Origin of the sequence: Cedecea selenatireducens (assembly GCF_042138895.1) — a bacterium.
GTDB lineage: Bacteria > Pseudomonadota > Gammaproteobacteria > Enterobacterales > Enterobacteriaceae > Cedecea > Cedecea selenatireducens.
Genome location: NZ_JBHIKW010000015.1, coordinates 46,985 through 69,117, shown reverse-complemented (window position 1 = coordinate 69,117; position 22,133 = coordinate 46,985). Strand labels below are relative to the sequence as shown.

General features: G+C 57.0%; 19 protein-coding genes. 10 read left to right on the top strand and 9 right to left on the bottom strand.

The window, feature by feature from the left end; genetic code table 11:
• Nucleotides 1–93 precede the first annotated feature (93 nt).
• The 4 genes from ACE38U_RS19755 (at nucleotide 94) to ACE38U_RS19740 (ending at nucleotide 3,677) form a co-directional block, all read left to right on the top strand.
• On the top strand, nucleotides 94–1,020 hold the full coding sequence (locus ACE38U_RS19755) for an ABC transporter ATP-binding protein (protein ID WP_038475495.1): 927 nt from the start codon (nucleotides 94–96) through the stop codon (nucleotides 1,018–1,020).
• Complete coding sequence (locus ACE38U_RS19750; RefSeq protein WP_038475492.1) at nucleotides 1,017–1,787, top strand: ABC transporter permease; 771 nt, start codon at nucleotides 1,017–1,019, stop codon at nucleotides 1,785–1,787. The genes ACE38U_RS19755 and ACE38U_RS19750 overlap by 4 nt, the downstream gene beginning before the upstream one ends.
• Before the next feature lie 115 nt (nucleotides 1,788–1,902).
• Entirely contained in the window at nucleotides 1,903–2,334 is a 432-nt protein-coding gene (gene agaF, locus ACE38U_RS19745; protein WP_375530397.1) for a PTS galactosamine/N-acetylgalactosamine transporter subunit IIA, read from the top strand.
• Between the two features lie 92 nt (nucleotides 2,335–2,426).
• Nucleotides 2,427–3,677: a polysaccharide deacetylase family protein gene (locus ACE38U_RS19740; protein WP_038475486.1), complete on the top strand. Its 1,251-nt coding sequence runs from the start codon at nucleotides 2,427–2,429 to the stop codon at nucleotides 3,675–3,677.
• Between the two features lie 62 nt (nucleotides 3,678–3,739).
• On the opposite strand, the gene panD is transcribed toward ACE38U_RS19740, so the two are convergent.
• The 9 genes from panD to thpR form a co-directional block, all read right to left on the bottom strand.
• On the bottom strand, nucleotides 3,740–4,120 hold the full coding sequence (panD, locus tag ACE38U_RS19735) for an aspartate 1-decarboxylase (RefSeq protein ID WP_008461846.1): 381 nt from the start codon (nucleotides 4,118–4,120) through the stop codon (nucleotides 3,740–3,742).
• 92 nt (nucleotides 4,121–4,212) lie between these two features.
• Complete coding sequence (gene panC / locus ACE38U_RS19730; protein WP_038475481.1) at nucleotides 4,213–5,067, bottom strand: pantoate--beta-alanine ligase; 855 nt, start codon at nucleotides 5,065–5,067, stop codon at nucleotides 4,213–4,215.
• A 13-nt stretch (nucleotides 5,068–5,080) separates the two neighbouring features.
• Nucleotides 5,081–5,875, bottom strand: coding sequence for a 3-methyl-2-oxobutanoate hydroxymethyltransferase (gene panB, locus ACE38U_RS19725; RefSeq protein ID WP_176981396.1), 795 nt, complete (start codon nucleotides 5,873–5,875; stop codon nucleotides 5,081–5,083).
• 44 nt (nucleotides 5,876–5,919) lie between these two features.
• The gene (gene folK / locus ACE38U_RS19720) at nucleotides 5,920–6,399 is read right to left on the bottom strand and encodes a 2-amino-4-hydroxy-6-hydroxymethyldihydropteridine diphosphokinase (protein WP_176981395.1); all 480 of its coding nucleotides are present in this window, start codon (nucleotides 6,397–6,399) and stop codon (nucleotides 5,920–5,922) included.
• On the bottom strand, nucleotides 6,396–7,796 hold the full coding sequence (gene pcnB, locus ACE38U_RS19715; RefSeq protein ID WP_235212930.1) for a polynucleotide adenylyltransferase PcnB: 1,401 nt from the start codon (nucleotides 7,794–7,796) through the stop codon (nucleotides 6,396–6,398). Before pcnB ends, folK begins: the two co-directional genes overlap by 4 nt.
• Before the next feature lie 56 nt (nucleotides 7,797–7,852).
• Nucleotides 7,853–8,737 carry a tRNA glutamyl-Q(34) synthetase GluQRS gene (gene gluQRS / locus ACE38U_RS19710; protein WP_375530396.1) on the bottom strand — a complete coding sequence of 295 codons (885 nt, stop codon included), beginning with the start codon at nucleotides 8,735–8,737 and terminating at the stop codon, nucleotides 7,853–7,855.
• A 72-nt stretch (nucleotides 8,738–8,809) separates the two neighbouring features.
• Complete coding sequence (gene dksA / locus ACE38U_RS19705) at nucleotides 8,810–9,265, bottom strand: RNA polymerase-binding protein DksA (RefSeq protein WP_038475474.1); 456 nt, start codon at nucleotides 9,263–9,265, stop codon at nucleotides 8,810–8,812.
• 190 nt (nucleotides 9,266–9,455) lie between these two features.
• Nucleotides 9,456–10,160 carry a DNA/RNA nuclease SfsA gene (gene sfsA, locus ACE38U_RS19700; protein WP_375530395.1) on the bottom strand — a complete coding sequence of 235 codons (705 nt, stop codon included), beginning with the start codon at nucleotides 10,158–10,160 and terminating at the stop codon, nucleotides 9,456–9,458.
• Nucleotides 10,161–10,700 carry an RNA 2',3'-cyclic phosphodiesterase gene (gene thpR / locus ACE38U_RS19695; protein WP_038475470.1) on the bottom strand — a complete coding sequence of 180 codons (540 nt, stop codon included), beginning with the start codon at nucleotides 10,698–10,700 and terminating at the stop codon, nucleotides 10,161–10,163.
• A 73-nt stretch (nucleotides 10,701–10,773) separates the two neighbouring features.
• Between thpR and hrpB the strand changes: the two genes are divergently transcribed.
• The 6 genes from hrpB to fhuB all read left to right on the top strand — a co-directional run bounded on the left by hrpB (nucleotide 10,774) and on the right by fhuB (nucleotide 22,110).
• Nucleotides 10,774–13,209, top strand: a complete 2,436-nt coding sequence (gene hrpB, locus ACE38U_RS19690; protein ID WP_375530394.1) for an ATP-dependent helicase HrpB — start codon at nucleotides 10,774–10,776, stop codon at nucleotides 13,207–13,209.
• A 155-nt stretch (nucleotides 13,210–13,364) separates the two neighbouring features.
• The gene (mrcB, locus tag ACE38U_RS19685) at nucleotides 13,365–15,926 is read left to right on the top strand and encodes a bifunctional glycosyl transferase/transpeptidase (RefSeq protein WP_038475467.1); all 2,562 of its coding nucleotides are present in this window, start codon (nucleotides 13,365–13,367) and stop codon (nucleotides 15,924–15,926) included.
• A 255-nt stretch (nucleotides 15,927–16,181) separates the two neighbouring features.
• The gene (fhuA, locus tag ACE38U_RS19680; protein WP_375530393.1) at nucleotides 16,182–18,389 is read left to right on the top strand and encodes a ferrichrome porin FhuA; all 2,208 of its coding nucleotides are present in this window, start codon (nucleotides 16,182–16,184) and stop codon (nucleotides 18,387–18,389) included.
• A gap of 48 nt (nucleotides 18,390–18,437) precedes the next feature.
• Nucleotides 18,438–19,235 (top strand): Fe3+-hydroxamate ABC transporter ATP-binding protein FhuC, encoded by a 798-nt coding sequence (fhuC, locus tag ACE38U_RS19675; protein WP_038475466.1) that lies wholly within the window; start codon nucleotides 18,438–18,440, stop codon nucleotides 19,233–19,235.
• Nucleotides 19,235–20,134: a Fe(3+)-hydroxamate ABC transporter substrate-binding protein FhuD gene (gene fhuD / locus ACE38U_RS19670; protein WP_375530392.1), complete on the top strand. Its 900-nt coding sequence runs from the start codon at nucleotides 19,235–19,237 to the stop codon at nucleotides 20,132–20,134. Before fhuC ends, fhuD begins: the two co-directional genes overlap by 1 nt.
• Nucleotides 20,131–22,110: a Fe(3+)-hydroxamate ABC transporter permease FhuB gene (fhuB, locus tag ACE38U_RS19665; protein ID WP_375530391.1), complete on the top strand. Its 1,980-nt coding sequence runs from the start codon at nucleotides 20,131–20,133 to the stop codon at nucleotides 22,108–22,110. Before fhuD ends, fhuB begins: the two co-directional genes overlap by 4 nt.
• The last annotated feature ends 23 nt before the right edge of the window (nucleotides 22,111–22,133 follow it).

The window sequence follows — 22,133 nt, the reverse complement described above, 5'->3', positions numbered from 1 at the left end:
GGTTAACGCCTGTCACCCGAGAAGTGCGATGGGGTAATATAGGGTAACTCAACGAATTTTCAAACAAGTACCGAATAAGGTAAGCGAATATCCATGACAATTGCATTGGAACTGGAACAGTTAACGAAAACCTATCACGGTGGCGTCCAGGCGCTGCGCGGCATAGATCTTCGTGTTGAGGCGGGCGATTTTTATGCGCTGCTCGGCCCTAACGGTGCGGGCAAATCCACCACTATCGGCATCATCAGCTCGCTGGTGAATAAAACCTCCGGCCGCGTGCGGGTGTTTGGTTACGACCTGCAAAAAGACGTGGTTAACGCCAAGCGCCAGCTCGGCCTGGTCCCGCAGGAATTCAACTTCAACCCGTTTGAGACGGTGCAGCAGATAGTCGTGCATCAGGCGGGCTACTACGGCGTTGAGCGCAGCGAAGCGATAGCGCGTAGTGAAAAGTATTTAAAACAGCTCGATCTGTGGGAAAAACGCAACGAACGTGCCCGTATGCTTTCCGGTGGGATGAAGCGCCGCCTGATGATTGCTCGCGCGCTGATGCACGAGCCAAAGCTGCTGATTCTGGATGAACCCACCGCTGGCGTAGACATTGAACTTCGCCGCTCAATGTGGGGGTTCCTGAAAGATCTTAACGATAAAGGCACCACCATTATTCTGACCACCCACTATCTGGAAGAGGCCGAAATGCTGTGCCGCAACATCGGCATTATCCAGCGCGGTGAACTGGTAGAGAACACTTCCATGAAATCGCTGCTTTCCAAGCTGAAATCAGAAACCTTCATCCTGGATCTGGCGCCGAAGAGCCCATTGCCTAAGCTGGATGGCTATCAGTATCGCCTGGTAGACACCTCCACGCTTGAGGTGGAAGTACTGCGGGAGCAAGGGATTAACAGCGTGTTCAGCCAGCTCAGCGCGCAGGGTATCCAGGTGCAAAGTATGCGTAACAAAGCTAACCGTCTCGAAGAGCTGTTCGTGACGCTGGTAAACGGTAAACAAGGGGATCGGTCATGATGCAGCTGTACTGGGTGGCGCTGAAAAGCATTTGGACCAAAGAGGTTCACCGCTTCGCCCGTATCTGGATCCAGACGCTGGTTCCGCCGGTCATCACCATGACCCTGTATTTCATTATCTTCGGCAACCTGATTGGTTCGCGTATCGGCGAAATGCACGGCTTCACCTATATGCAGTTTATCGTACCGGGCCTGATCATGATGGCGGTGATCACCAACGCTTACGCCAACGTCGCTTCGTCATTCTTTAGCGCCAAGTTCCAGCGCAACATTGAAGAGCTGCTGGTGGCGCCGGTGCCGACGCACGTGATTATCGCGGGTTATGTCGGCGGCGGCGTTGCGCGCGGGCTGTGTGTGGGCGTGCTGGTGACGGCGGTGTCGCTGTTCTTCGTGCCGTTCCAGGTGCATTCCTGGCTGTTCGTGGCGCTGACGCTGGTACTGACGGCGGTGTTATTCTCGCTGGCCGGCCTGCTGAACGCGGTCTTCGCCAAAACCTTTGATGACATCAGCCTGATCCCGACCTTCGTGCTGACGCCGCTGACCTATCTGGGTGGGGTGTTTTACTCCCTGACCCTGCTGCCGCCGTTCTGGCAGGCGCTGTCGCACCTGAACCCGATTGTTTATATGATCAGCGGCTTCCGCTTTGGTTTCCTGGGCATTACCGATGTGCCGCTGGTGACCACCGTTGGAGTGCTGGCCATCTTTATCGTCGTGTTCTACCTGCTGTGCTGGTACCTCATCCAGCGCGGTCGCGGTCTGCGTACCTGATACTCCCGTCTGAATCCCCCTCTTTAGGGGGATTTTTTTTACTCCATATTGATGCGCATCAGGCTACTTATTCGACGTTCTGGCACACTGTCGCTCCATTAACAGGAGATGCTTTATGCTGGGTTGGGTCATTGCCGGACACGACGACTACGCACAAAAGATGCTGGATGCCATCGAGCAGCGTTTTGGTCCGCAGCCGCAGTGCAGTGCGGTTAATTTCTGGGAAGGATTAAGCACCAATATGCTGAGCCGGATGATGTGCGATGCGCTCCACCATTGCGACTCGGGCGACGGCGTCATCTTTCTGACCGACATTACCGGTGAAGCGCCGTATCGGACCGCAGCGCTGATGAACCATAAGCATGAGCACTGCGAAGTCATCTCTGGCGTGACGCTTCCGCTGCTGTTAGCCATGCTGGAACAGCGTGAAAACGTCACCAGCGAGGCGTTTCGCCGGCTCATTGTGGAGCAAGGTGGGGAAGGGGTAACCAGCCTCTGGCATCAGCAGCAAAAGAATCCGCCCTTCGTATTGCTGCACAGATATTGAGGGCATTTATCTATTCAGGTTGGTATTCACTCAGCTTTTGCTAAAATAATGAATTCCTTCCGTCTTCCCGACAAAAAACTGACTAATTTGCCATGTTAACTCGCCTCGTTTATTGCGTCATGCTGGTCATCAGCATCGGTACCGCCCAGGCCAGCCTGCTCAGTAGCCACGACACGCCCGCCCAATATATGCAAACCACTGAAGATGCCGACATCTGGGCGCAGGTGGGGGATAGCGTGATTTCCGTCGGCAGAATTGGGCAGGGCCAGATCCTGGCCGTCGTGCCAACGGTGGCGGATTACTATGAATTTAACTTTGGCTTCGGTACCGGGTTTATCGACAAGGCGCATCTTGGCCCGGTAAAGGGTAAGCAGCGGGTGGAAGACCGGCTGGGCGATCTGAATAAGCCGTTGAGTAACCAAAACCTGATAACCTTCCGCGATGTGGCTATCTATAACGAGCCCGTCACCTCTTCAGCGGTGTTTGGCACCCTGGCGGATAATCTCCGCTACCCGATCATCGGCAAGCTGAAAGATCGCCTGAACCAGACCTGGTATCAGATTCGCATCGGCAACCGCCTGGGCTACGTCAGCAGCCTGGACGCACAGCCCGATAACGGCATTCCGGTCCTGACCTATCATCATATTCTGCGTGATGAGGAAAATACCCGTTTCCGCCACACCTCCACCACGACTTCGGTGGTCGCCTTCAGCAACCAGATGACCTGGCTACGCGATATGGGCTACACCACGCTGACGATGTACCAGCTTGAAGGCTATGTGCGTAACCGCATGAACCTTCCGGCTCGTTCGGTGGTCATCACCTTTGATGACGGGCTGAAGTCGGTTTATCGCTACGCGTTTCCGATTCTCAAGCAGTACGACTTCAAAGCGACGGCTTACATTATCTCGTCACGGATCAAGCGCCATCCGCAGCCGTGGAACCCAAAATCGCTACAGTTTATGAGCATTTCCGAGCTGGAGGCGATCCAAAGCGTCTTTGATATCCAGTCGCATACCCATTTCCTGCACCGTGTCGATAACTATCGCCGCCCGATCCTTCTGAGCCGCAGTTATCACAATATTCTGTTTGATTTTGAGCACTCGCGCCGCGCGCTGTCGCAGTTCAATCCGCACGTGCTTTACCTGTCCTATCCGTTTGGCGGCTATAACGATACCGCGGTGAAAGCGGCGAATGACGCAGGTTTCCATATGGCGGTTACGACGGTGCGTGGCAAGGTGAAGCCGGGCGATAATCCGTTCTTGCTGAAGCGGCTTTATATTATGAGGACGGATTCGCTGGAGACGATGTCGAGGACGATTACCAATCAGCCTGAGGCGTGAGCTAAAGTGGGGGCGTTCGATTCCCTCTCCCACGTGAGGAGAGGGTTAGGGCGGGGGGATTATTACGCTACCTGAACCGGCACCGCTTTCGCGAGACGTTTCATCTCATTCTCACCGTCAAAGTAGGCTACTTTTGGCTGCCAGCTGCGTGCCTGTTCGTCCGGCATGGTGACGTAGCTGGCGATAATCAGAATGTCACCGACGTCAGCACAGTGTGCCGCCGCGCCGTTAACGGAGATGATTTTAGAGCCACGTTCACCGGCGATAGCGTAGGTAGAGAAACGCTTCCCGTTGGTGACGTTGTAGATGTCGATGGCCTCATATTCCAGAATGCCTGCCGCCTCAAGGAAGTCCTGATCGATGGCGCAGGAGCCTTCGTAATGCAAGTCCGCCTGAGTCACTTTGACGCGGTGTAACTTGCCTTGCAGCATGGTGCGAATCATAAACTTGAACCTTTGTTACTGGGCTTAAAAAGCGCTGAGATCCTCAGCGCCGTGGATATTCGAGGCAGTATTGCCCTTTTTATTTAGGCTGTCTACTGCGCCAAATCGACGGTAACGTTATCAATCAGTCGCGCCTGACCAAGCCAGGCTGCCATCAGGATCACCGCGCTTTTGCTTTCTGGCGACAGCTCCAGAAGCGTGTCTGCGTCACGGATTTGCAGGTCGTCTGAACGGAAGCCTTTTTCGTTTAGTTCGGTCGCCGCAAGGATCAACATCTCTTCGGTATCACGATCGCCGCTGCGCAGCTTGTCGGCAAGATTGTTCATTACTTTGCTTAAGCCTGGGGCGATTTTACGCTGGTCGGCGGTCAGATAACCATTGCGGGAGCTGAGCGCCAGGCCGTCTTTAGCGCGCACGGTAGGCACGCCGACGATCTCAATGTCATAGCCCATATCGGCAACCATCTTACGGATCAGCGCCAGCTGCTGATAATCCTTCTGGCCGAAGCAGGCAACGTCGGGCTGAACCAGGTTGAACAGCTTGCTGACGATGGTGGACACGCCACGGAAATGCCCAGGACGACTGGCACCTTCCAGCATGGTGGAGATCCCCGGCACATCCACAAAGGTTTGCGTGTCGAGGCCCTGCGGATAAACATCCACCGGCGCAGGCGCGAAGACCATATCCACCTTGCGGCGGTTCAGCTTCTCGCAGTCTTCCTGCAGCGTGCGCGGGTAGCGGGCTAAATCGTCAGGCCTGTCAAACTGCATCGGATTGACGAAAATACTGACCACTACCACATCGGCAACGGCTTTGGCTTCTTCAACCAGCGTCATATGCCCATCGTGCAGGTTGCCCATGGTCGGCACCAGGGCGATGCGCTTGCCTTCCTGGCGCCAGCGGCGAATCTGCTGACGCAGCAGCGGTAACGTTTCGATAATTAGCACAACCTATCTCCTGTCAGTAGAAACTGTGTTCGTTGTCCGGATAGCTGCCGGACTCGACTTCATTAATGTACTGGCGCACCGCGGCACGAATATCACCGGTCTCAGCAAGGAAATTCTTCGCAAATTTAGGAATGTGGCCGCCGGTTATCCCGAAGGCATCATGCATCACCAGAATTTGCCCGTCCGTGACGTTGCCCGCGCCAATGCCAATCACCGGGATAGAAAGGGCTTCGGTAACGCGTTTTGCCAGTTCCACCGGCACGCATTCCAGCACCAACAGCTGGGCACCAGCAGCTTCCAGCGCCAGGGCGTCGTCCAGCAGCGTTTGAGCCGCCTGTTCGTCGCGGCCCTGCACTTTATAACCGCCGAAAATGTTCACTGACTGCGGGGTGAGTCCAAGGTGGCCACAGACCGGGACAGCGCGTTCGGTCAGCATTTTCACCGTCTCAGCCAGCCAGCGTCCGCCCTCGATTTTCACCATGTTGGCCCCGGCGCGCATCACCTCTGCGGAATTGGCAAATGCCTGCTCCGGCGTGGCGTAGGCCATAAACGGCAGGTCGGCCAGCAGCAGGCAATTTGGTGCACCGCGGCGAACTGCCCGGGTGTGGTAGGCAATGTCTTCCACCGTGACCGGCAGCGTGGAGTCGTGGCCCTGAACCGTCATGCCCAGTGAATCGCCAACCAACAATACGCCAATGCCTTCGTCAGCAAACAGCCTGGCGAAGCTAAAGTCATAGGCGGTAAGGGTGGCGAATTTCTTTTTGTCCTGCTTGAGCTTACGCAGGGTGGAGGTGGTAGTGGGTTTCATCATCATCCCCGGAGAAAGGTTTGAACAGGATACGGGCGCGCTGTTTACCAGCGGGTGATGCCCTCCTGAGAGAGGCGAACCAGTATCTCAGCAACAGATTGCCCGTCAGGAAAGCGGCATTCAGGTGCTATTTCCAGTAGCGGAACCAGCATAAACGCACGGTTCTTCATATCGTAATGGGGCACGGTCAGACGGTCGGTGTGCATCACCTCATCGCCAAACAGCATAAGATCGAGATCTAACGTACGCGGTCCCCAGCGATCTTCTTTGCGAACGCGGCCATGTTCAAGTTCGATACGTTGAGTATGGTCTAACAGGGCTTCGGCGGACAGGTCGGTATCAAGAACCACGGCAGCATTCAGATAATCTGGCTGATCCTGCGGGCCCAGCGGGGGAGTGCGGTAAAACGAAGAAGTTGCCACCATTCGGCTTTGTGGAATGGCGGCAAGGGCGTCAAGAGCTGAAGAAACCTGCTCCAGCGGTGACGCCTGGTTACTGCCCAGCGCGATATACGCGAGGGTCATGCGCTGCCTTCGCGGCGTGGCGCACGTTTGCGCGGGCGACGCGTCCGGCGGCGCGCGGCGGGTTCATCGCCAAGGTCGTTCAGCATATCTTTTTGCATTGGCGGTGCCGCCACCTGGAATTCGCCCCACCATTTGGTCAGACGCAGCAGTTCCTGGTTGTTCTCAACCTCTGCACGCAGCGCCAGCAGATCGTAAGACGCACGGAATTTAGGATGCTCCATCAGCTTCCAGGCGCGTTTGCCCTGACGGCGCGACAGACGAAGCTGCAGGCCCCAGATATCACGTACCAGCGTGGTGATGCGTTTTGGGATCGCCAGCGCACGGCAGGCTTCATCCAGCACTTCATTCATCGCCAGCGCAAAGGCATCGTAGTAGGCGAGGCCGCTTTCCTGGGCTATTTTCTGCGCCATTTCCAGTTGCGGATACCAGAACATTGCCGCGAACAGGAACGCCGGATTCACGCGCATATCGTTGTGAATGCGGTTATCGGTATTCTTCAGCACCAGCGCAATGATGCGCTCCATTGGGCTGTCGCCCTGCTCGGTAAAATAGCGGGAGATGATTGGGAACAGCGGCTGGAACAGCTGATACTCACGCAGTAGCTGGTAAGTTTCAAAACCATACCCGGCCTGCAGGAGTTTGAGCGACTCTTCAAATAAGCGCGCCGCTGGCACATCGTTAAGCAGCGTCGCCAGGCGAGGAATCGGCTCGCCGCTTTCCGGGCTGATAGTCATGTTCAGCTTGGCGGCAAAGCGCACCGCACGCAGCATACGAACCGGGTCTTCGCGGTAGCGCGTTTCCGGATCGCCAATCAGGCGGATGATGCCTTTGTTCAGGTCGTTCAGCCCGCCGACGTAGTCGCGTACCGAGAAATCGGCCACGCTGTAGTAAAGGCTGTTGATGGTAAAGTCGCGACGCTGGGCATCTTCTTCGATAGAACCAAAGATGTTGTCACGCAGCAGCATACCGTTCTGGCCGCGCTGCGAGGTCTGACGGTCGTCGGACTGCTGTTCTTCATGGTGACCACGGAAGGTGGCCACTTCGATGATCTCCGGCCCAAACATCACGTGAGCCAGACGGAAGCGGCGGCCGACCAGGCGGCAGTTACGGAACAGCTTACGCACCTGATCCGGGGTCGCGCTGGTGGTGACGTCGAAATCTTTCGGTTTTTTGCCCAGCAGCAGGTCGCGGACACCGCCGCCGACGAGGTAAGCCTCGTAGCCTGCTTTGTTCAAACGGTAAAGCACCTTGAGGGCATTTTCACTGATATCTTTGCGGGAAATAGCGTGCTGATCGCGCGGGATAACAGTAATGTGCGGGAGAATTTCATTCTCCTCGACCACGACGTCATCGCGGTTAAGCACCTTGCGGCAAAAATTAGCGACTCGGGTAAAAATAGTCCACCTCGGCAGTGTCAATCATAGGGACAAAAAAAACAGCGGCTAATCATAGCTCAGTGCGGGGCATTTGAGAATGATGTATTCACCGGCACCTTATCAAGCGACCAGTTAACCACGGCTTGTTCGAGCAGGCTTTCCAGCGTCAGATCCTGCCAGTCGCCCGCTACTTGTTGATTTAAAAAGCGCAGCGCTTCTACCAGTAAAGGGCGAGGATCGCCCTGCGGCAGCGCCGGCGCGTGATTCTGTTTCGATAGCTTAGCGCCTTGATCATTCAGCGCCAGCGGCAGATGAATATAGCCCGGGGCGGGCCAGCCAAATTGCTGATACAGCGAGATTTGTCTTACCGTTGGCTCAATCAGGTCCGCGCCGCGCACGATTTCCGTCACGCCCTGAAAGTGGTCGTCGACGACGACAGCCAGATTATAGGCGAACAGGCCGTCGCGGCGGTGAATGATGAAATCTTCCCGCGCCAGAGCAACGTCCGCGTTCAGCTGCCCGCGCAGGCCGTCATGGAAGCTGAGCACCGGATTGTCTTGCATCAGCCGCATCGCCGCATTTTGCGGCCCGTGGCCCAACGTCCGGCAATGGCCGTCGTAGAAACCGCCAATCTGCTGAATACGGCTCCGGGTGCAGGTGCAGTAATAGCTCAGCCCCTGCTGCTGGAGCCACTCCAGCGCGGCGCGATAGGCGTCGTGGCGCTGAGACTGCCACAGCACTTCGCCATCCCAGTGCAGCCCATAGTGCTCAAGCTGTTTGAGGATGGTGTCGGCGGCGCCGGGGACTTCACGGGGAGGATCGATATCTTCGATGCGTACCAGCCAGCGGCCCTGCTGCGAGCGAGCCTGGAGGTAGCTGCCGAGGGCGGCTATCAGTGAGCCAAAATGCAGTTCACCGGAAGGTGAAGGGGCAAAACGGCCAATATAGAGTTGAGCTGACATGTTTTCGGGGAGCAATAAAGTAATATGGCGGGAGAGTCTCCCGCCATAGAGGTCTGGCATTTCCGAGAGCCGTTAGCCGGCCATCTGTTTTTCGCGGATTTCTGCCAACGTTTTGCAGTCGATACACAAATCAGCCGTCGGACGTGCTTCAAGGCGACGAATGCCGATTTCTACACCGCAGGATTCGCAGTAGCCGAAATCTTCGTCTTCCACTTTCTTGAGCGTTTTTTCGATCTTTTTGATCAGCTTGCGTTCACGATCGCGGTTACGCAATTCGAGGCTGAACTCTTCTTCCTGGGCTGCACGGTCAACCGGGTCCGGGAAGTTAGCTGCTTCATCCTGCATATGCGAAACGGTGCGATCTACCTCGTCCATGAGCTGATTACGCCATGCTTCAAGAATGCGCTTGAAGTGCGACAGCTGGGCTTCGTTCATGTACTCTTCGCCCGTTTTCTCCTGGTATGGCTCCACCCCAGCGATGGCGAGAATACTCAGGGACGATGTTTTACGCTTTTGCCCTTCTTGCATGTTGTTTCTCCTTAACACGCACTTATCGGTCCCCTGTCGGGGTAAAATCAGGCCGCTATAAATAGCAGATGCTTTTCAGGATGGCAATTATATAAACTCCTCTCTTGACAACCGTGTGAAGAAAAGCTTATTTGCGAAACGACCCGACTATAAAAAAGACAATACGTTATCTGTCCTTAACCAGATGCTTTCATAAATAGACAGGCAACGGCGTAGTTAGAGTCATCCCTTCGGCAGAAAGTTCTGCCTTCCAGGCGATAATTTCAACCCCACACTGCTGCGCCTCGGTTAACAGCCGCGCATACTTTTCATCAATGTGGCGGGCTGGCGAGACGCTATTTATAGCAGAATGCAATACCGCAAACAGTAGCACCGCGCGCTCTCCTTGCTGAACCACATTCATTAACTCTCTTAAATGCTTCTGACCCCGCAGGCTAACGGCATCGGGAAAATAGCCTTTATCCTGCTCAAGTAACGTGACTGATTTCACTTCAATATAGCAGTTAACCTTGTTACTCGCTTGTAACATAAAGTCAATTCGACTGCGTTCTTCACCGTATTTAACTTCGGCCTGTATCGCGCTATAGCCCGTAAGTTCTGCGGGAGGAACCGTCGTCAGCATCTCTTTGACCAGCGCGTTCGCACGTAACGTATTGACGCAAATTATCTCACCCTTTTGCGTCTGCGTAAGCTCCCATGTATGGGGGTATTTACGCGTTGCGCTGGCGGAAGTGGAGTACCAGATGGTATCACCGGGAGTGGCGCAGCCGGTCATTGCGCCGGTATTAGGGCAATGCAGCGTCATGGTTTCGCCCTCGGCGGTTACTACGTCAGCCAGAAAGCGTTTATAGCGTTTGATGAGGGTGGCGGGCTGCAGTGCGGGTGAAAATTCCATCTACTCTTCCTTATTAGTCAGCGGCCAGTTTTCTAGCACCTGATAGCGGGTTCTTCCCCGTTCAAAAAGGGATTCGTACAGTGAAAACTCATTGACCTGGAACTGCCAGCTGAAGCCCGGCGCCGGGAGCGCGGCGGAACGAAGGGCGCTGCGGTACAGCGTGACGTGAGGATGAAACGGCTGCGGAGACTGGTAGCAGCCGCTGCGTGCGGCCTGGGAGCGTAACATATTGGCCAGCTGCAATAAGCCGCGCGGAGCCTGGCGCGGGCCCAGCCAGACGACGCTTGAGCGTAACCACTGCCCGGCATCATCCAGACGCAGGGTAAAGCCAGGCTGGCGAATACGGCCCGCGAGTCGGCAAAGCGCCTGACGCTTTTCGTCGGAAACATCCCCTAAAAACGCCAGCGTGAGGTGCAGATTGGCCGCGGCGACCGGGCGGCCAGCATCCGGCGGAAACTCGGCTGCACGCCAGTGGATAATCTGCTGCTGAACCTCGGACGGTAACGTCAGGGCAAAAAACAGGCGACGACTCTCGGCCATGGTTGTCTCTCGGTTATGGTTTGGCGGGATGCTACAATGCGCGACTGCTGATGTTAACCCTTTGGAGCCGTTTGTGTCCTCATTACCGGTTGCGGCCGTACTACCGGAAGTGCTGAAAGCGCTCGAGTATGCCCCGCAAATTTTGCTCAATGCCCCTACCGGCGCAGGTAAATCTACCTGGCTGCCGCTGCAAATCCTTCAGCAGAGTAATCTGGAAGGCCGCATTTTGCTGCTTGAACCTCGTCGCCTTGCCGCGCGCAACGTTGCTCAAAGGCTGGCCGAATTATTGGGGGAAAAACCGGGCGAAACCGTCGGTTACCGGATGCGTGCCGACAGTTGCGTGGGGCCGAATACTCGCCTTGAGGTCGTTACCGAAGGGATTTTAACGCGGCTGATCCAACAGGATCCCGAGCTGAGCGGCATTGGGCTTGTGATCCTCGATGAGTTCCACGAGCGAAGCCTGCAGGCCGATCTCGCCCTGGCCCTGCTGCTTGACGTGCAGGCCGGGCTGCGCGATGACCTTAAGATCCTGATTATGTCCGCGACGCTGGACAATCAACGCCTGCAGCAATGCCTGCCGGATGCGCCGGTCATTACCTCCGAGGGCAGGGCTTTCCCGGTTGAGCGTCGTTACATGGCGCTGCCGGCGCATCAGCGCTTTGATGAAGCCGTAGCGAGCGCGGTGGCGGGATTGATGCGTGAAGAGTCCGGATCGCTGCTGCTGTTTTTACCCGGCGTGGGTGAAATTCAGCGCGTGCAGGAGCAGCTCAGAGAGCGTGTGGCAAGCGACGTTCAGCTTTGCCCGCTGTACGGCGCGTTGCCCCTGAGCGAGCAGCGTAAGGCGATTCTGCCCGCCGCTGCGGGAACGCGTAAGGTGGTTCTGGCGACTAACATTGCTGAGACCAGCCTGACTATCGAAGGGATCCGCCTGGTGGTGGATGCGGCCCAGGAGCGCGTCGCGCGTTTTGATGCCCGCACCGGGCTGACTCGCCTGGTAACCCAGCGCGTGAGCCAGGCTTCTATGACCCAGCGGGCAGGGCGCGCCGGGCGTCTGGAGCCGGGTATTTGTCTGCACCTGATTGCCGCCGAACAGGCTGAACGTGCGGCGGCGCAAAGCGAACCGGAAATCTTACAAAGCGATCTGTCCGGCCTGCTGCTGGAGCTGCTGCAGTGGGGCTGTCAGGATGTGCGTCAGCTGACCTGGCTTGATGTTCCGCCGGACGTAAACCTGACGGCCGCCAGCCGTCTCCTGCATCAGCTAGGCGCCGTGGACGAGCAGCATCGGTTAACCGCGCAAGGGCAAAAAATGGCGCAGATGGGCAACGACCCGCGCCTCGCCTCAATGCTGGTGACGGCAAAAACGGCGGATGAGCAGGCCACCGCCGCATGGCTTGCGGCGATCCTCGAAGAGCCGCCGCGTACTCAGGGCGGCGGTGATTTGCGGTCTTTTTTCGACAGCAGGAACGGCAACTGGCGGCAGAGAGCCACTCAGTTACTGAAAAGAATGAACGGGCGAGGCGGCGAGCCGGATATCTCGCTGGTTATGCCGCTGCTGGCCAGCGGATTTGCCGATCGTATCGCCCGGCGGCGTGGGGCTGAAGGCCGCTATCAGCTGGCGAACGGGATGGGCGCTATGCTGGAGCAGGACGACGCCATGACGCGGCATGAATGGCTGATTGCCCCTCTGCTGCTGCAGGGCAGCCAGTCGCCGGATGCCCGTATCCTGCTTGCGCTGCCGCTGGATGTTGAAGAGCTTGTCGCGCGCATGCCGCACCTGCTGACGGAAAGTGATTCGGTGGAGTGGGATGAAGAGCGGGGATCGTTAAAAGCGTATCGCCGTCGGCAAATCGGCAGGCTGGTGGTGAAAACCCAGCTGTTAGCGAAGCCTTCAGAAGAAGAAATGCAGCAGGCGATCTTAAACGGGATCCGTGAGCGCGGGCTTGGGCTGCTCGAGTGGTCGGTTTCGGCTCAGCAACTGCGTTTACGCCTGGCCTGTGCCGCTCGCTGGCTGCCGGAGCAGAAGTGGCCTGCGGTAGACGATGAATCGCTGCTGACAACGCTCGAAGACTGGCTGCTGCCGGAAATGCGCGGCGTGCACTCGCTGCGGGCGCTGAAAAATATCGACCTTAGCCGGGCGCTAAGCAACTTGCTTGCCTGGCCGATGCGTCAACGGCTGGATAGTGCCCTGCCAACTCATTACACTGTGCCGACCGGAAGCCAGATTGCGATTCGCTACGACAGCGAAAATCCGCCGGTGCTGGCGGTGCGTATTCAGGAAATGTTTGGTGAAGCCCAAACGCCCTGCATTGCCGAGGGGCGCGTTCCGCTGGTGCTTGAGCTATTATCTCCGGCGCAGCGGCCGCTGCAGATAACTCGTGATTTAACGGCGTTCTGGAACGGGGCCTGGCGTGAAGTACAAAAAGAGATGAAGGGGCGCTACCCAAAACATGTCTGGCCGGACGATCCGGCGAATACCGCGCCGACCCGGCGCACGAAGAAGTATTCCTGAGAGCGCCAACCCACTCCTAAAGGGAGAGGGAGCAAACATGAAAAGACATTCCTGATAAGAATGTCTGGCTGTTTTTTTGAGAGATTTCTTCTTTCGCATTGCGCGGAAGAACGGAGAATCGGGCCTTTGCGCCTGAACTTTTGTGGAGAAGATGCATGGCGGGGAATGACCGCGAGCCTATTGGACGTAAAGGAAAACCAACGCGTCCGGCGAAAGAGAAGGTGAGCCGTCGTCGACTCAAGGAAGAGGATTACGACGACGAGTACGAAGACGATGACTACGAAGACGAGGAACCAATGCCGCCGCGTAAGGGAAAAGGTAAGGGGAAAGGATCGGGCCGCCCGTCGAAAAAACGCCGTTTCTTCTGGCTGTTGGTGAAGCTGGCGATCATCTTCTTTGTGGTGCTGGTTATTTACGGCGTGTACCTCGATCAGCAGATCCGCAGCCGTATTGACGGCAAAGTCTGGCAGCTTCCGGCGGCGGTCTACGGCCGCATGGTGAACCTTGAGCCGGATATGCCTTACAGCAAAGCGGAGATGGTGAAGCTGCTGGAAGCGACTCAGTATCGGCAGGTGTCGAGCATGACGCGTCCGGGCGAGTTCACCGTGCAGGGGAACAACATCGAGCTGATTCGCCGTCCGTTTGACTTCCCGGATGGTAAAGAAGGGCAGATTCGCGCGCGCCTGGTGTTTGACGGTGGCCACCTGGAATCTATCCAGAACATGGATAATAACCGCAGCTTCGGGATCTTCCGCCTCGACCCGCGCCTGATAACCATGCTCTCTTCGCCAAACGGCGAGCAGCGCCTGTTCGTGCCGCGCTCCGGTTTCCCGGATCTGCTGGTAGACACGCTTATCGCCACCGAAGACCGTCATTTCTATGAGCACGACGGGATCAGCATTTACTCCATTGGCCGCGCCGTTGTCGCTAACCTGACGGCCGGGCGTGCGGTGCAGGGCGGCAGTACGCTGACTCAGCAACTGGTGAAAAACCTCTTCCTGAGCAACCAGCGCACGCTGTGGCGTAAGGCTAACGAAGCCTACATGGCACTGATCATGGACGCCCGCTACGACAAAGATCGCATCCTTGAGCTGTATCTGAACGAGGTATACCTCGGCCAGAGCGGCGACGATCAGATTCGTGGCTTCCCGCTGGCAAGCCTTTATTACTTCGGCCGTCCGGTGGAAGAGCTTAGCCTCGACCAGCAGGCGCTGCTGGTGGGCATGGTTAAGGGCGCGTCGCTCTATAACCCGTGGCGTAATCCGAAGCTGGCGCTTGAACGCCGTAACCTGGTCCTGCGCCTGCTGCAGGAACAAAAGGTTATCGATCAGGAGCTGTATGACATGCTGAGCGCTCGTCCTCTGGGCGTGCAGCCTCGCGGGGGCGTTATTTCCCCACAGCCAGCCTTTATGCAGATGGTGCGTCAGGAGCTTCAGGACAAGCTGGGCGACAAGGTGAAAGACCTGTCCGGCGTGAAGATCTTCACCACCTTTGACTCCGTGTCTCAGGATGCGGCGGAAAAAGCGGTGACCGAAGGCGTGCCGGTGCTGCGTGCTTCCCGTAAGCTGAACGATCTGGAAGCGGCAATGGTCATTGTTGACCGCTTTACCGGTGAAGTTCGTGCGGTTGTCGGCGGGGCTGAGCCTCAGTTTGCCGGCTTTAACCGTGCGCTGCAGGCTCGTCGTTCGATTGGCTCGCTGGCAAAACCGGCCACTTATCTGACGGCGCTGAGCCAGCCGGATAAATTCCGCCTGAATACCTGGCTTGCCGATGCCCCGGTTGGGATCAAGCTGTCGAATGGCCAGGTGTGGTCGCCGCAGAACGATAACCATCAGTATAGCGGGCAGGTGATGCTGGTTGATGCGCTAACGCGCTCGATGAACGTCCCGACCGTTAACCTCGGCATGACGCTTGGCTTACCGGCTATTACCGATACCTGGACCAAGCTTGGGGTGCCAAAAGATCAGCTTAGTCCGGTGCCGGCGATGATCCTGGGGGCGCTGAACCTGACGCCTATCCAGGTCGCGCAGGCGTTCCAGACTATCGCCAGCGGCGGTAACCGCGCCACGCTCTCCGCGCTGCGTTCGGTGATTGCCGAAGACGGTACCGTGCTGTACCAGAGCTTCCCGCAGGCGGAACAGGCAGTGCCTGCGCAGGCGGCTTACCTGACGCTGTTTGGTATGCAGCAGGTGGTGGCTCGCGGTACGGGACGTGCGCTGGGCGGGAAGTACCCGAACCTGCACCTGGCGGGGAAAACCGGTACCACCAACAACAACGTCGATACCTGGTTTGCCGGCATTGACGGTCGTGAAGTGACCATTACCTGGGTCGGCCGCGATAACAACCAGCCGACCAAGCTGTATGGCGCCAGCGGGGCGATGTCGCTGTATCAGCGTTATCTGGCGAACCAGTCACCGATCCCGCTGGATCTGACTCAGCCGGAAGATATCGTTGATATGAGCGTGAACGGTGCGGGCTACTTCCAGTGCAGCGGCGGTGGCGATCGCGTTCTGCCGGTCTGGACGACGAACCCGAGTGCGCTCTGCCAGCAGAGCCAGCAGGAAGAGCAGTCTGCTAATCCGTTCAGCCAGGCTCCAGCAGGCCAGCAGCCGCAGCAACAACCGCAGCAGCAGCCTCAGCAGCAGCAACAACCCGCTCAGGAACAGAAAAGCGACGGCGTTGCGGGCTGGATTAAGGATATGTTCGGCAGTAATTAAGTTTAGCTTCAGCCTAAACCTCTCCCCGAAACGGGAGAGGTTTTTTTTCGCCTTATTGCCCGCGATAAGGCGTTCCTTATCTTAAATTTCACACCTGAATAACACCTCATAAACCATCAGGTTATTTCTTATTCCCTTAGTATCCGCACGGATGTGAAGCACTTGCTATGCAGCAAACGTTTCGTCTATTATCCTGCGGGCATAATAATAATTATCGTTTACGTTATCATTTACTACTTCACCAGAGAAAATATCATGGCGCGTTCACTCCCTGGTCAGCCAGCCAAAAAACCTGTCCGTAAGCTTGCCCTTTTCGTGGCGGCGGCGGTGGGCACCGTCAGCGCAAATAGCTTCGCGGCGGATACCGGCACGACCAAAAAAGAAGACACAATTACCGTTTCTGCCACCGGGGTGCCGGCCGAAAGCGCATGGGGGCCATCGCCAACCATCGCCGCCAAGCGCAGCGCCACGGCGACCAAAACCGATACCCCGATTGAAAAGACCCCGCAGTCTATTTCGGTGGTGACCCGCGAAGAGATGGATACCCGTCAGCCGCAGACGGTGAAAGAAGCCCTGGATTACACGCCTGGCGTGTTCTCTACTCGCGGAAGTTCTTCAACTTATGACGTGGTCTCCATTCGTGGTTTCACGACATCTTCGACCGTTAACACTAACCAATATCTGGATGGCATGAAACTGCAGGGAGATAACTACTCTGAAGCTTCTATGGATCCTTATTTCCTGGAACGTGTTGAGCTGCTGCGTGGCCCTGTGTCTGTGCTTTATGGTAAAAGCCATCCAGGCGGCGTAGTGAGTATGGTCAGCAAGCGCCCGACTACCGAGCCGCTGCACGAAATTCAGTTTAAGATGGGCACTAACAACCTGTGGCAAACCGGTTTTGACTTCAGCGATGCGCTGGATGATAACGGTGAATTCTCCTACCGCCTGACTGGCTTAGGCCGCAGCGAAAATGCCCAGCAAGAAATGGTCAAATCAAACCGCTACGCTATTGCCCCATCCTTTAGCTGGCGCCCTGATGACAAAACAGATTTCACCTTCCTGAGTAACTTCCAAAGCGATCCTAACGCGGGTTATTACGGCTGGCTTCCTCGCCAGGGCACGGTTGTTCCTTACGTTGATGCCAACGGCAGCTCTCACAAATTGCCTACCGATTTCAATGAAGGTGAGAGAGACAACAAAATGTCTCGTCGCCAGCAAATGGTTGGCTATAGCTTCGCGCACGAGTTCAACGATACCTGGACCGTTCGCCAGAATCTTCGCTATACGCGTATTCACACGCTCTATGATTCCGTTTACGGGAATGGCTATGTCGCTCCAGGACAGATTAGCCGTGCCTACGTTCGTTCTGACGAAGACCTCAATAACTTCTCAGTAGATACTCAGGCGCAGGCTAAATTCGCCACAGGGGCGGTTGACCATACCCTGCTGACCGGCGTTGATTACATGCGTATGCGCAACGACATTGACGCTATGTATGGCTCTGCAGACCCACTTAGCATGAGTAATCCGCAGTACGGCAACGCGAACGTTGTGACTAACTTCCCTTATGCAGTCATTAACCGTCAGCAGCAGACGGGACTTTACATGCAGGATCAGGCGGAGTGGAACCGGTTCGTTCTGACGCTGGGTGGCCGATATGATTTTGCTAAAACGTCTACGTTTACGCGCTCCTCAGGAACATTGGCTGAAGTTAGCGATAACCAATTCACGTGGCGTGGTGGCCTGAATTATCTGTTCGATAATGGCATCTCTCCTTACGTGAGCTACAGCGAATCCTTTGAACCGGTGTCAGGCTCAACCAAACAAGGTAAGCCATTCGATCCGTCTAAAGGTAAACAGTACGAAGCTGGCGTGAAATACGTACCTAAAGACATGCCGGTCACGGTCACCGCTGCCGTTTATCATCTGACGAAAGACAAGAACTTAACTGTCGACCCTAACGATAATGCCTTTAGTGTTCAGGGGGGAGAAATTCGCTCCCGTGGCCTGGAGCTCGAAGCCAAAGCCGCCGTTAGCGCGAATATCAACCTGACCGCTTCTTACACCTACACTGATGCTGAATATACTCATGACACGCTGTATCAGGGTAAACGCCCGGCAGAAGTGCCACGTAATATGGCCTCCCTGTGGGCTGATTACACCTTCCACGAAACCGCACTGAGTGGATTCACCTTCGGGGCTGGTGCTCGTTATGTCGGCGCAACGTCCAGCTTCTATGCTTCCGGCCCGCAGGTGAACGAGACGTTTAACGTGCCGAGCTATACCGTTGCCGATGCTATGGTTAAGTACGATCTGGCTCGATTCGGCTTGCCTGGCTCTTCCGTGGCTGTGAACGTCAACAACCTGTTCAACCGTGAGTATGTCTCAAGCTGCTACCGTGACTATGCATGCTACTGGGGCGCTGAACGTCAGGTGGTTGCTACCGCGACCTTCCGCTTCTAACTTGTCTCCCGGGCACGGTTCGCCGTGCCCTTCACTAAGATGGCTACCATGCAGGATAAACACCTTCAGCCCGACACCACTTTTAGCCTCACTGATGTGACCTTCCGCGTGCCCGGTCGCACGTTGCTTCATCCGCTTTCCATCACCTTCCCGGTGGGAAAAGTGACCGGTCTGATTGGTCACAACGGTTCTGGTAAATCGACGCTGCTGAAAATGCTGGGTCGCCACCAGAAGCCCTCGGACGGCGAGATCCTGCTTAACTCGCAGCCGCTGGACAGCTGGAGCAGCAAAGCTTTCGCCCGTCAGGTCGCCTATCTTCCCCAGCAGCTCCCGGCCGCTGAGGGGATGACGGTTCGCGAGCTGGTAGCGATTGGCCGCTATCCGTGGCATGGGGCATTAGGGCGCTTTGGCGTGGCCGACCGCGAGCTGGTCGATGAGGCAATTAGCCTGGTTGGGTTGAAGCCGTTTGCGCATCGTCTGGTGGATAGCCTGTCCGGCGGTGAACGTCAGCGGGCGTGGATTGCCATGCTGGTGGCGCAGGATAGCCGCTGTTTATTGCTCGATGAACCCACCTCCGCGCTGGATATTGCCCATCAGGTGGACGTGCTGGCGCTGATTCATCGCCTGAGCCAGGAGCGCGGCCTGACGGTGGTTGCCGTTCTGCATGATATCAATATGGCCGCACGCTATTGCGATAACCTTGTGGCGCTACGCGGTGGGGAAATGATCGCCCAGGGTACGCCAGAGGCGCTGATGCAAAGCGATACGCTGGAACACATCTACGGTATTCCGATGGGCATCCTGCCGCACCCGGCGGGGGCTGCGCCGGTAAGTTTTGTTTATTGATGAGCCGTATGAATGACTTTCTTTTGACCCGTCGCCGCCTTCTGGCGGCGATGGCGCTTTCACCGCTGCTGCTGAAGCTTCCAGCGGCGCAGGCGGCGGTGCCGGATGCAAAACGCATCATCGCCCTGGAGTGGCTGCCCGTTGAGCTGTTGATGGCGCTCGGCGTCACGCCAATGGCCGTCGCCGATATTCCTAATTACCAAATCTGGGTTAACGAACCTAAGCTGCCGGAAGGCGTGGTGGACGTTGGCCTGCGCACCGAGCCTAACCTTGAGCTGATGGCGCAGCTAAAACCCTCTTTAATTCTCTATTCTGCTGGCTACGGACCTTCGCCGGAGAAAATCACCCGCATTGCGCCCGGACTGGGTTTCAATTTTAACGACGGTTCCGGCAAGCCGCTGGATATTGCACGCAAATCGTTAATTCAGCTGGGCGACACGCTGGGCATGCAGGTGGCCGCCAGTAACCATCTGGCCGAGTTTGATGCGTTTATTGCCAGCATGAAGCCCCGCTTTGCCGCTCGCGGTAGCCGTCCGGTGCTGCTGATGTCATTTTTGGATAACCGCCATGCGCTGGTGGTGGGCAAGCACAGCTTATTCGAACAGGTGATGGATCTGCTGGGGGTGACGAATGCCTGGCAGGAACAGACCAACTTCTGGGGAACCGCGGTGGTGGGGATTGAGCGCCTGGCGGCGATCAAAGACGCCGATGTGCTGTGCTTTGACCATAAAAACGAAGCGATAGCCCGCCAGGTTGCCGCGACGCCTCTGTGGAAAGCGATGCCGTTTATCCGCCAGAACCGTTTCCAGCAGGTTCCCGCCGTCTGGCTCTATGGCACGACGATGTCGGCGATGCACTTTGCCCGCGTGCTGGATGACGGCCTGAGGAACCTGGCATGAATAGACGTCACGTGATTTTCCCTGCCGGCCTGCTGCTGGGGCTGTTTGTCTGTGCGTTCTGGCTGACGCTGCATAACATGAGCGGCGTGCTGCCTTCCGGGCAATGGAGTAGTGCCTTTGTCGCGCCGGATATCGACAATATTCAACAGATGCTCTTTCACTTCAGCCTGCTGCCGCGCCTGGCAATATCGCTGCTGGTCGGTGCCGGGCTGGGGCTCGTCGGTGTGTTATTCCAGCAGGTGCTGCGTAACCCACTGGCGGAGCCGACCACGCTTGGCGTAGCCAGCGGCGCTCAGCTTGGCGTCACGGTCGCCACGCTCTGGGTGCTACCTCAGACGGCCCAGCCGTTTGCGGCGCTGATTGGCGCGGCAGCGGTTGGCCTGCTGGTCTTCGGCGTTGCCTGGGGCAAACGCATGTCGCCGGTCACGCTGATTCTTGCGGGCCTGGTACTGAGCCTTTACTGCGGCGCGGTCAACCAGCTGCTGGCTATCTTCCACCACGATCAGCTGCAGAATATGTTCCTGTGGAGTACCGGCTCGCTCAACCAGCAGGACTGGAGCAGCGTAGAAAGCCTGTGGCCACGTTTGCTGGGCGGCCTGCTGCTAACGCTGCTGCTGCTGCGCCCGTTAACGCTGATGGGGCTGGACGATGGCGTAGCCCGCAACCTCGGCCTGGCGCTTTCTCTGGTACGGCTGGCAACGCTGGCGCTGGCGATTGTTCTCAGCGCCCAGTTGGTTAACGCGGTCGGTATTGTCGGTTTTATCGGGCTATTCGCGCCTTTGCTGGCAAAAATGTTAGGCGCTCGTCGCCTGGCGGCTCGGTTATTCCTGGCCCCGGTGATTGGCGCGCTGATCCTCTGGCTTTCAGATCAGGTTGTGGTCTGGCTCTCCAGCGTGTGGGGTGAGGTTTCTACCGGCACCATTACCGCGCTCATCGGCGCGCCTATTCTGCTGTGGCTGCTGCCGCGCCTGCGTACCAGCGGTGCGCCGTCAATGAGCGCAGGAGACCACGTGCAGGCCGAACGTCAGCGCGTTCTGCTGTGGGTTGTAATAAGCCTTGGCGTTCTGCTGCTGGTGATTACCGCCGCGCTGGCTCTGGGGCGTGATGCTCATGGCTGGCGCTGGCTGAGCGGCGCGCTCTTTGATGACGTGCTGCCGTGGCGCTGGCCGCGAGTTATGGCTGCTCTGACCGCAGGCGTGATGCTGGCGGTTGCAGGCTGCCTGATCCAGCGGTTAACCGGCAATGCGATGGCAAGCCCGGAAGTGCTGGGGATTAGCTCCGGCGCGGCGTTCGGCGTCGTACTGATGCTGTTTATCGTACCGGGGAATGCCTTTGTCTGGCTTCTGCCTGCAGGCAGCCTTGGCGCGGCGGTGACGTTACTGATTATCATGCTTGCCGCCGGGCGCGGAGGCTTCTCGCCGCAGCGTATGTTGCTGGCGGGGATGGCGCTCAGCACCGCATTTACCATGTTATTGATGATGTTGATGGCAAGCGGCGATCCGCGTATGGCGACGCTGCTGACCTGGATCTCAGGTTCGACCTATAACGTTACCGGAGATCAGGCGGTAAGAACGCTGGTGGTTATGGCTATCCTGCTGGCGATAACGCCGCTGTTGCGCCGCTGGCTGGTGATTTTGCCGCTGGGTGGCGCGACGGCGAGAGCGGTTGGTATGGCATTAACGCCCTCGCGTTTTGCGCTGTTGTTACTGGCTGCAACGCTGACCGCCACGGCAACGTTAATCGTGGGCCCATTAAGCTTTGTCGGACTGATGGCACCACATATTGCTCGCATGCTTGGGTTCCGCAGGGCGATGCCGCAGATAGTGATTGCCGGGATTTTGGGGGGGATGTTGATGATTCTGGCTGACTGGTGCGGCAGGATGATTCTGTTCCCGAATCAGGTTCCGGCGGGGCTGCTGGCGACGTTTATCGGCGCGCCTTACTTCGTTTATTTGCTGAGAAAGCAGGGGCGGTAACCCCTCACCCGGCTTTATCCCCA

Bases quoted from the DNA above. Each gene is read 5' to 3' on its own strand.
- ACE38U_RS19755 (WP_038475495.1), top strand. From the start codon at position 94: ATGACAATTGCATTGGAACTGGAACAGTTAACGAAAACCTATCACGGT.
- ACE38U_RS19750 (WP_038475492.1), top strand. From the start codon at position 1,017: ATGATGCAGCTGTACTGGGTGGCGCTGAAAAGCATTTGGACCAAAGAG.
- agaF (WP_375530397.1), top strand. From the start codon at position 1,903: ATGCTGGGTTGGGTCATTGCCGGACACGACGACTACGCACAAAAGATG.
- ACE38U_RS19740 (WP_038475486.1), top strand. From the start codon at position 2,427: ATGTTAACTCGCCTCGTTTATTGCGTCATGCTGGTCATCAGCATCGGT.
- panD (WP_008461846.1), bottom strand. From the start codon at position 4,120: ATGATTCGCACCATGCTGCAAGGCAAGTTACACCGCGTCAAAGTGACT.
- panB (WP_176981396.1), bottom strand. From the start codon at position 5,875: ATGAAACCCACTACCACCTCCACCCTGCGTAAGCTCAAGCAGGACAAA.
- folK (WP_176981395.1), bottom strand. From the start codon at position 6,399: ATGACCCTCGCGTATATCGCGCTGGGCAGTAACCAGGCGTCACCGCTG.
- gluQRS (WP_375530396.1), bottom strand. From the start codon at position 8,737: ATGTCAGCTCAACTCTATATTGGCCGTTTTGCCCCTTCACCTTCCGGT.
- dksA (WP_038475474.1), bottom strand. From the start codon at position 9,265: ATGCAAGAAGGGCAAAAGCGTAAAACATCGTCCCTGAGTATTCTCGCC.
- sfsA (WP_375530395.1), bottom strand. From the start codon at position 10,160: ATGGAATTTTCACCCGCACTGCAGCCCGCCACCCTCATCAAACGCTAT.
- thpR (WP_038475470.1), bottom strand. From the start codon at position 10,700: ATGGCCGAGAGTCGTCGCCTGTTTTTTGCCCTGACGTTACCGTCCGAG.
- mrcB (WP_038475467.1), top strand. From the start codon at position 13,365: ATGGCGGGGAATGACCGCGAGCCTATTGGACGTAAAGGAAAACCAACG.
- fhuA (WP_375530393.1), top strand. From the start codon at position 16,182: ATGGCGCGTTCACTCCCTGGTCAGCCAGCCAAAAAACCTGTCCGTAAG.
- fhuC (WP_038475466.1), top strand. From the start codon at position 18,438: ATGCAGGATAAACACCTTCAGCCCGACACCACTTTTAGCCTCACTGAT.
- fhuD (WP_375530392.1), top strand. From the start codon at position 19,235: ATGAGCCGTATGAATGACTTTCTTTTGACCCGTCGCCGCCTTCTGGCG.
- fhuB (WP_375530391.1), top strand. From the start codon at position 20,131: ATGAATAGACGTCACGTGATTTTCCCTGCCGGCCTGCTGCTGGGGCTG.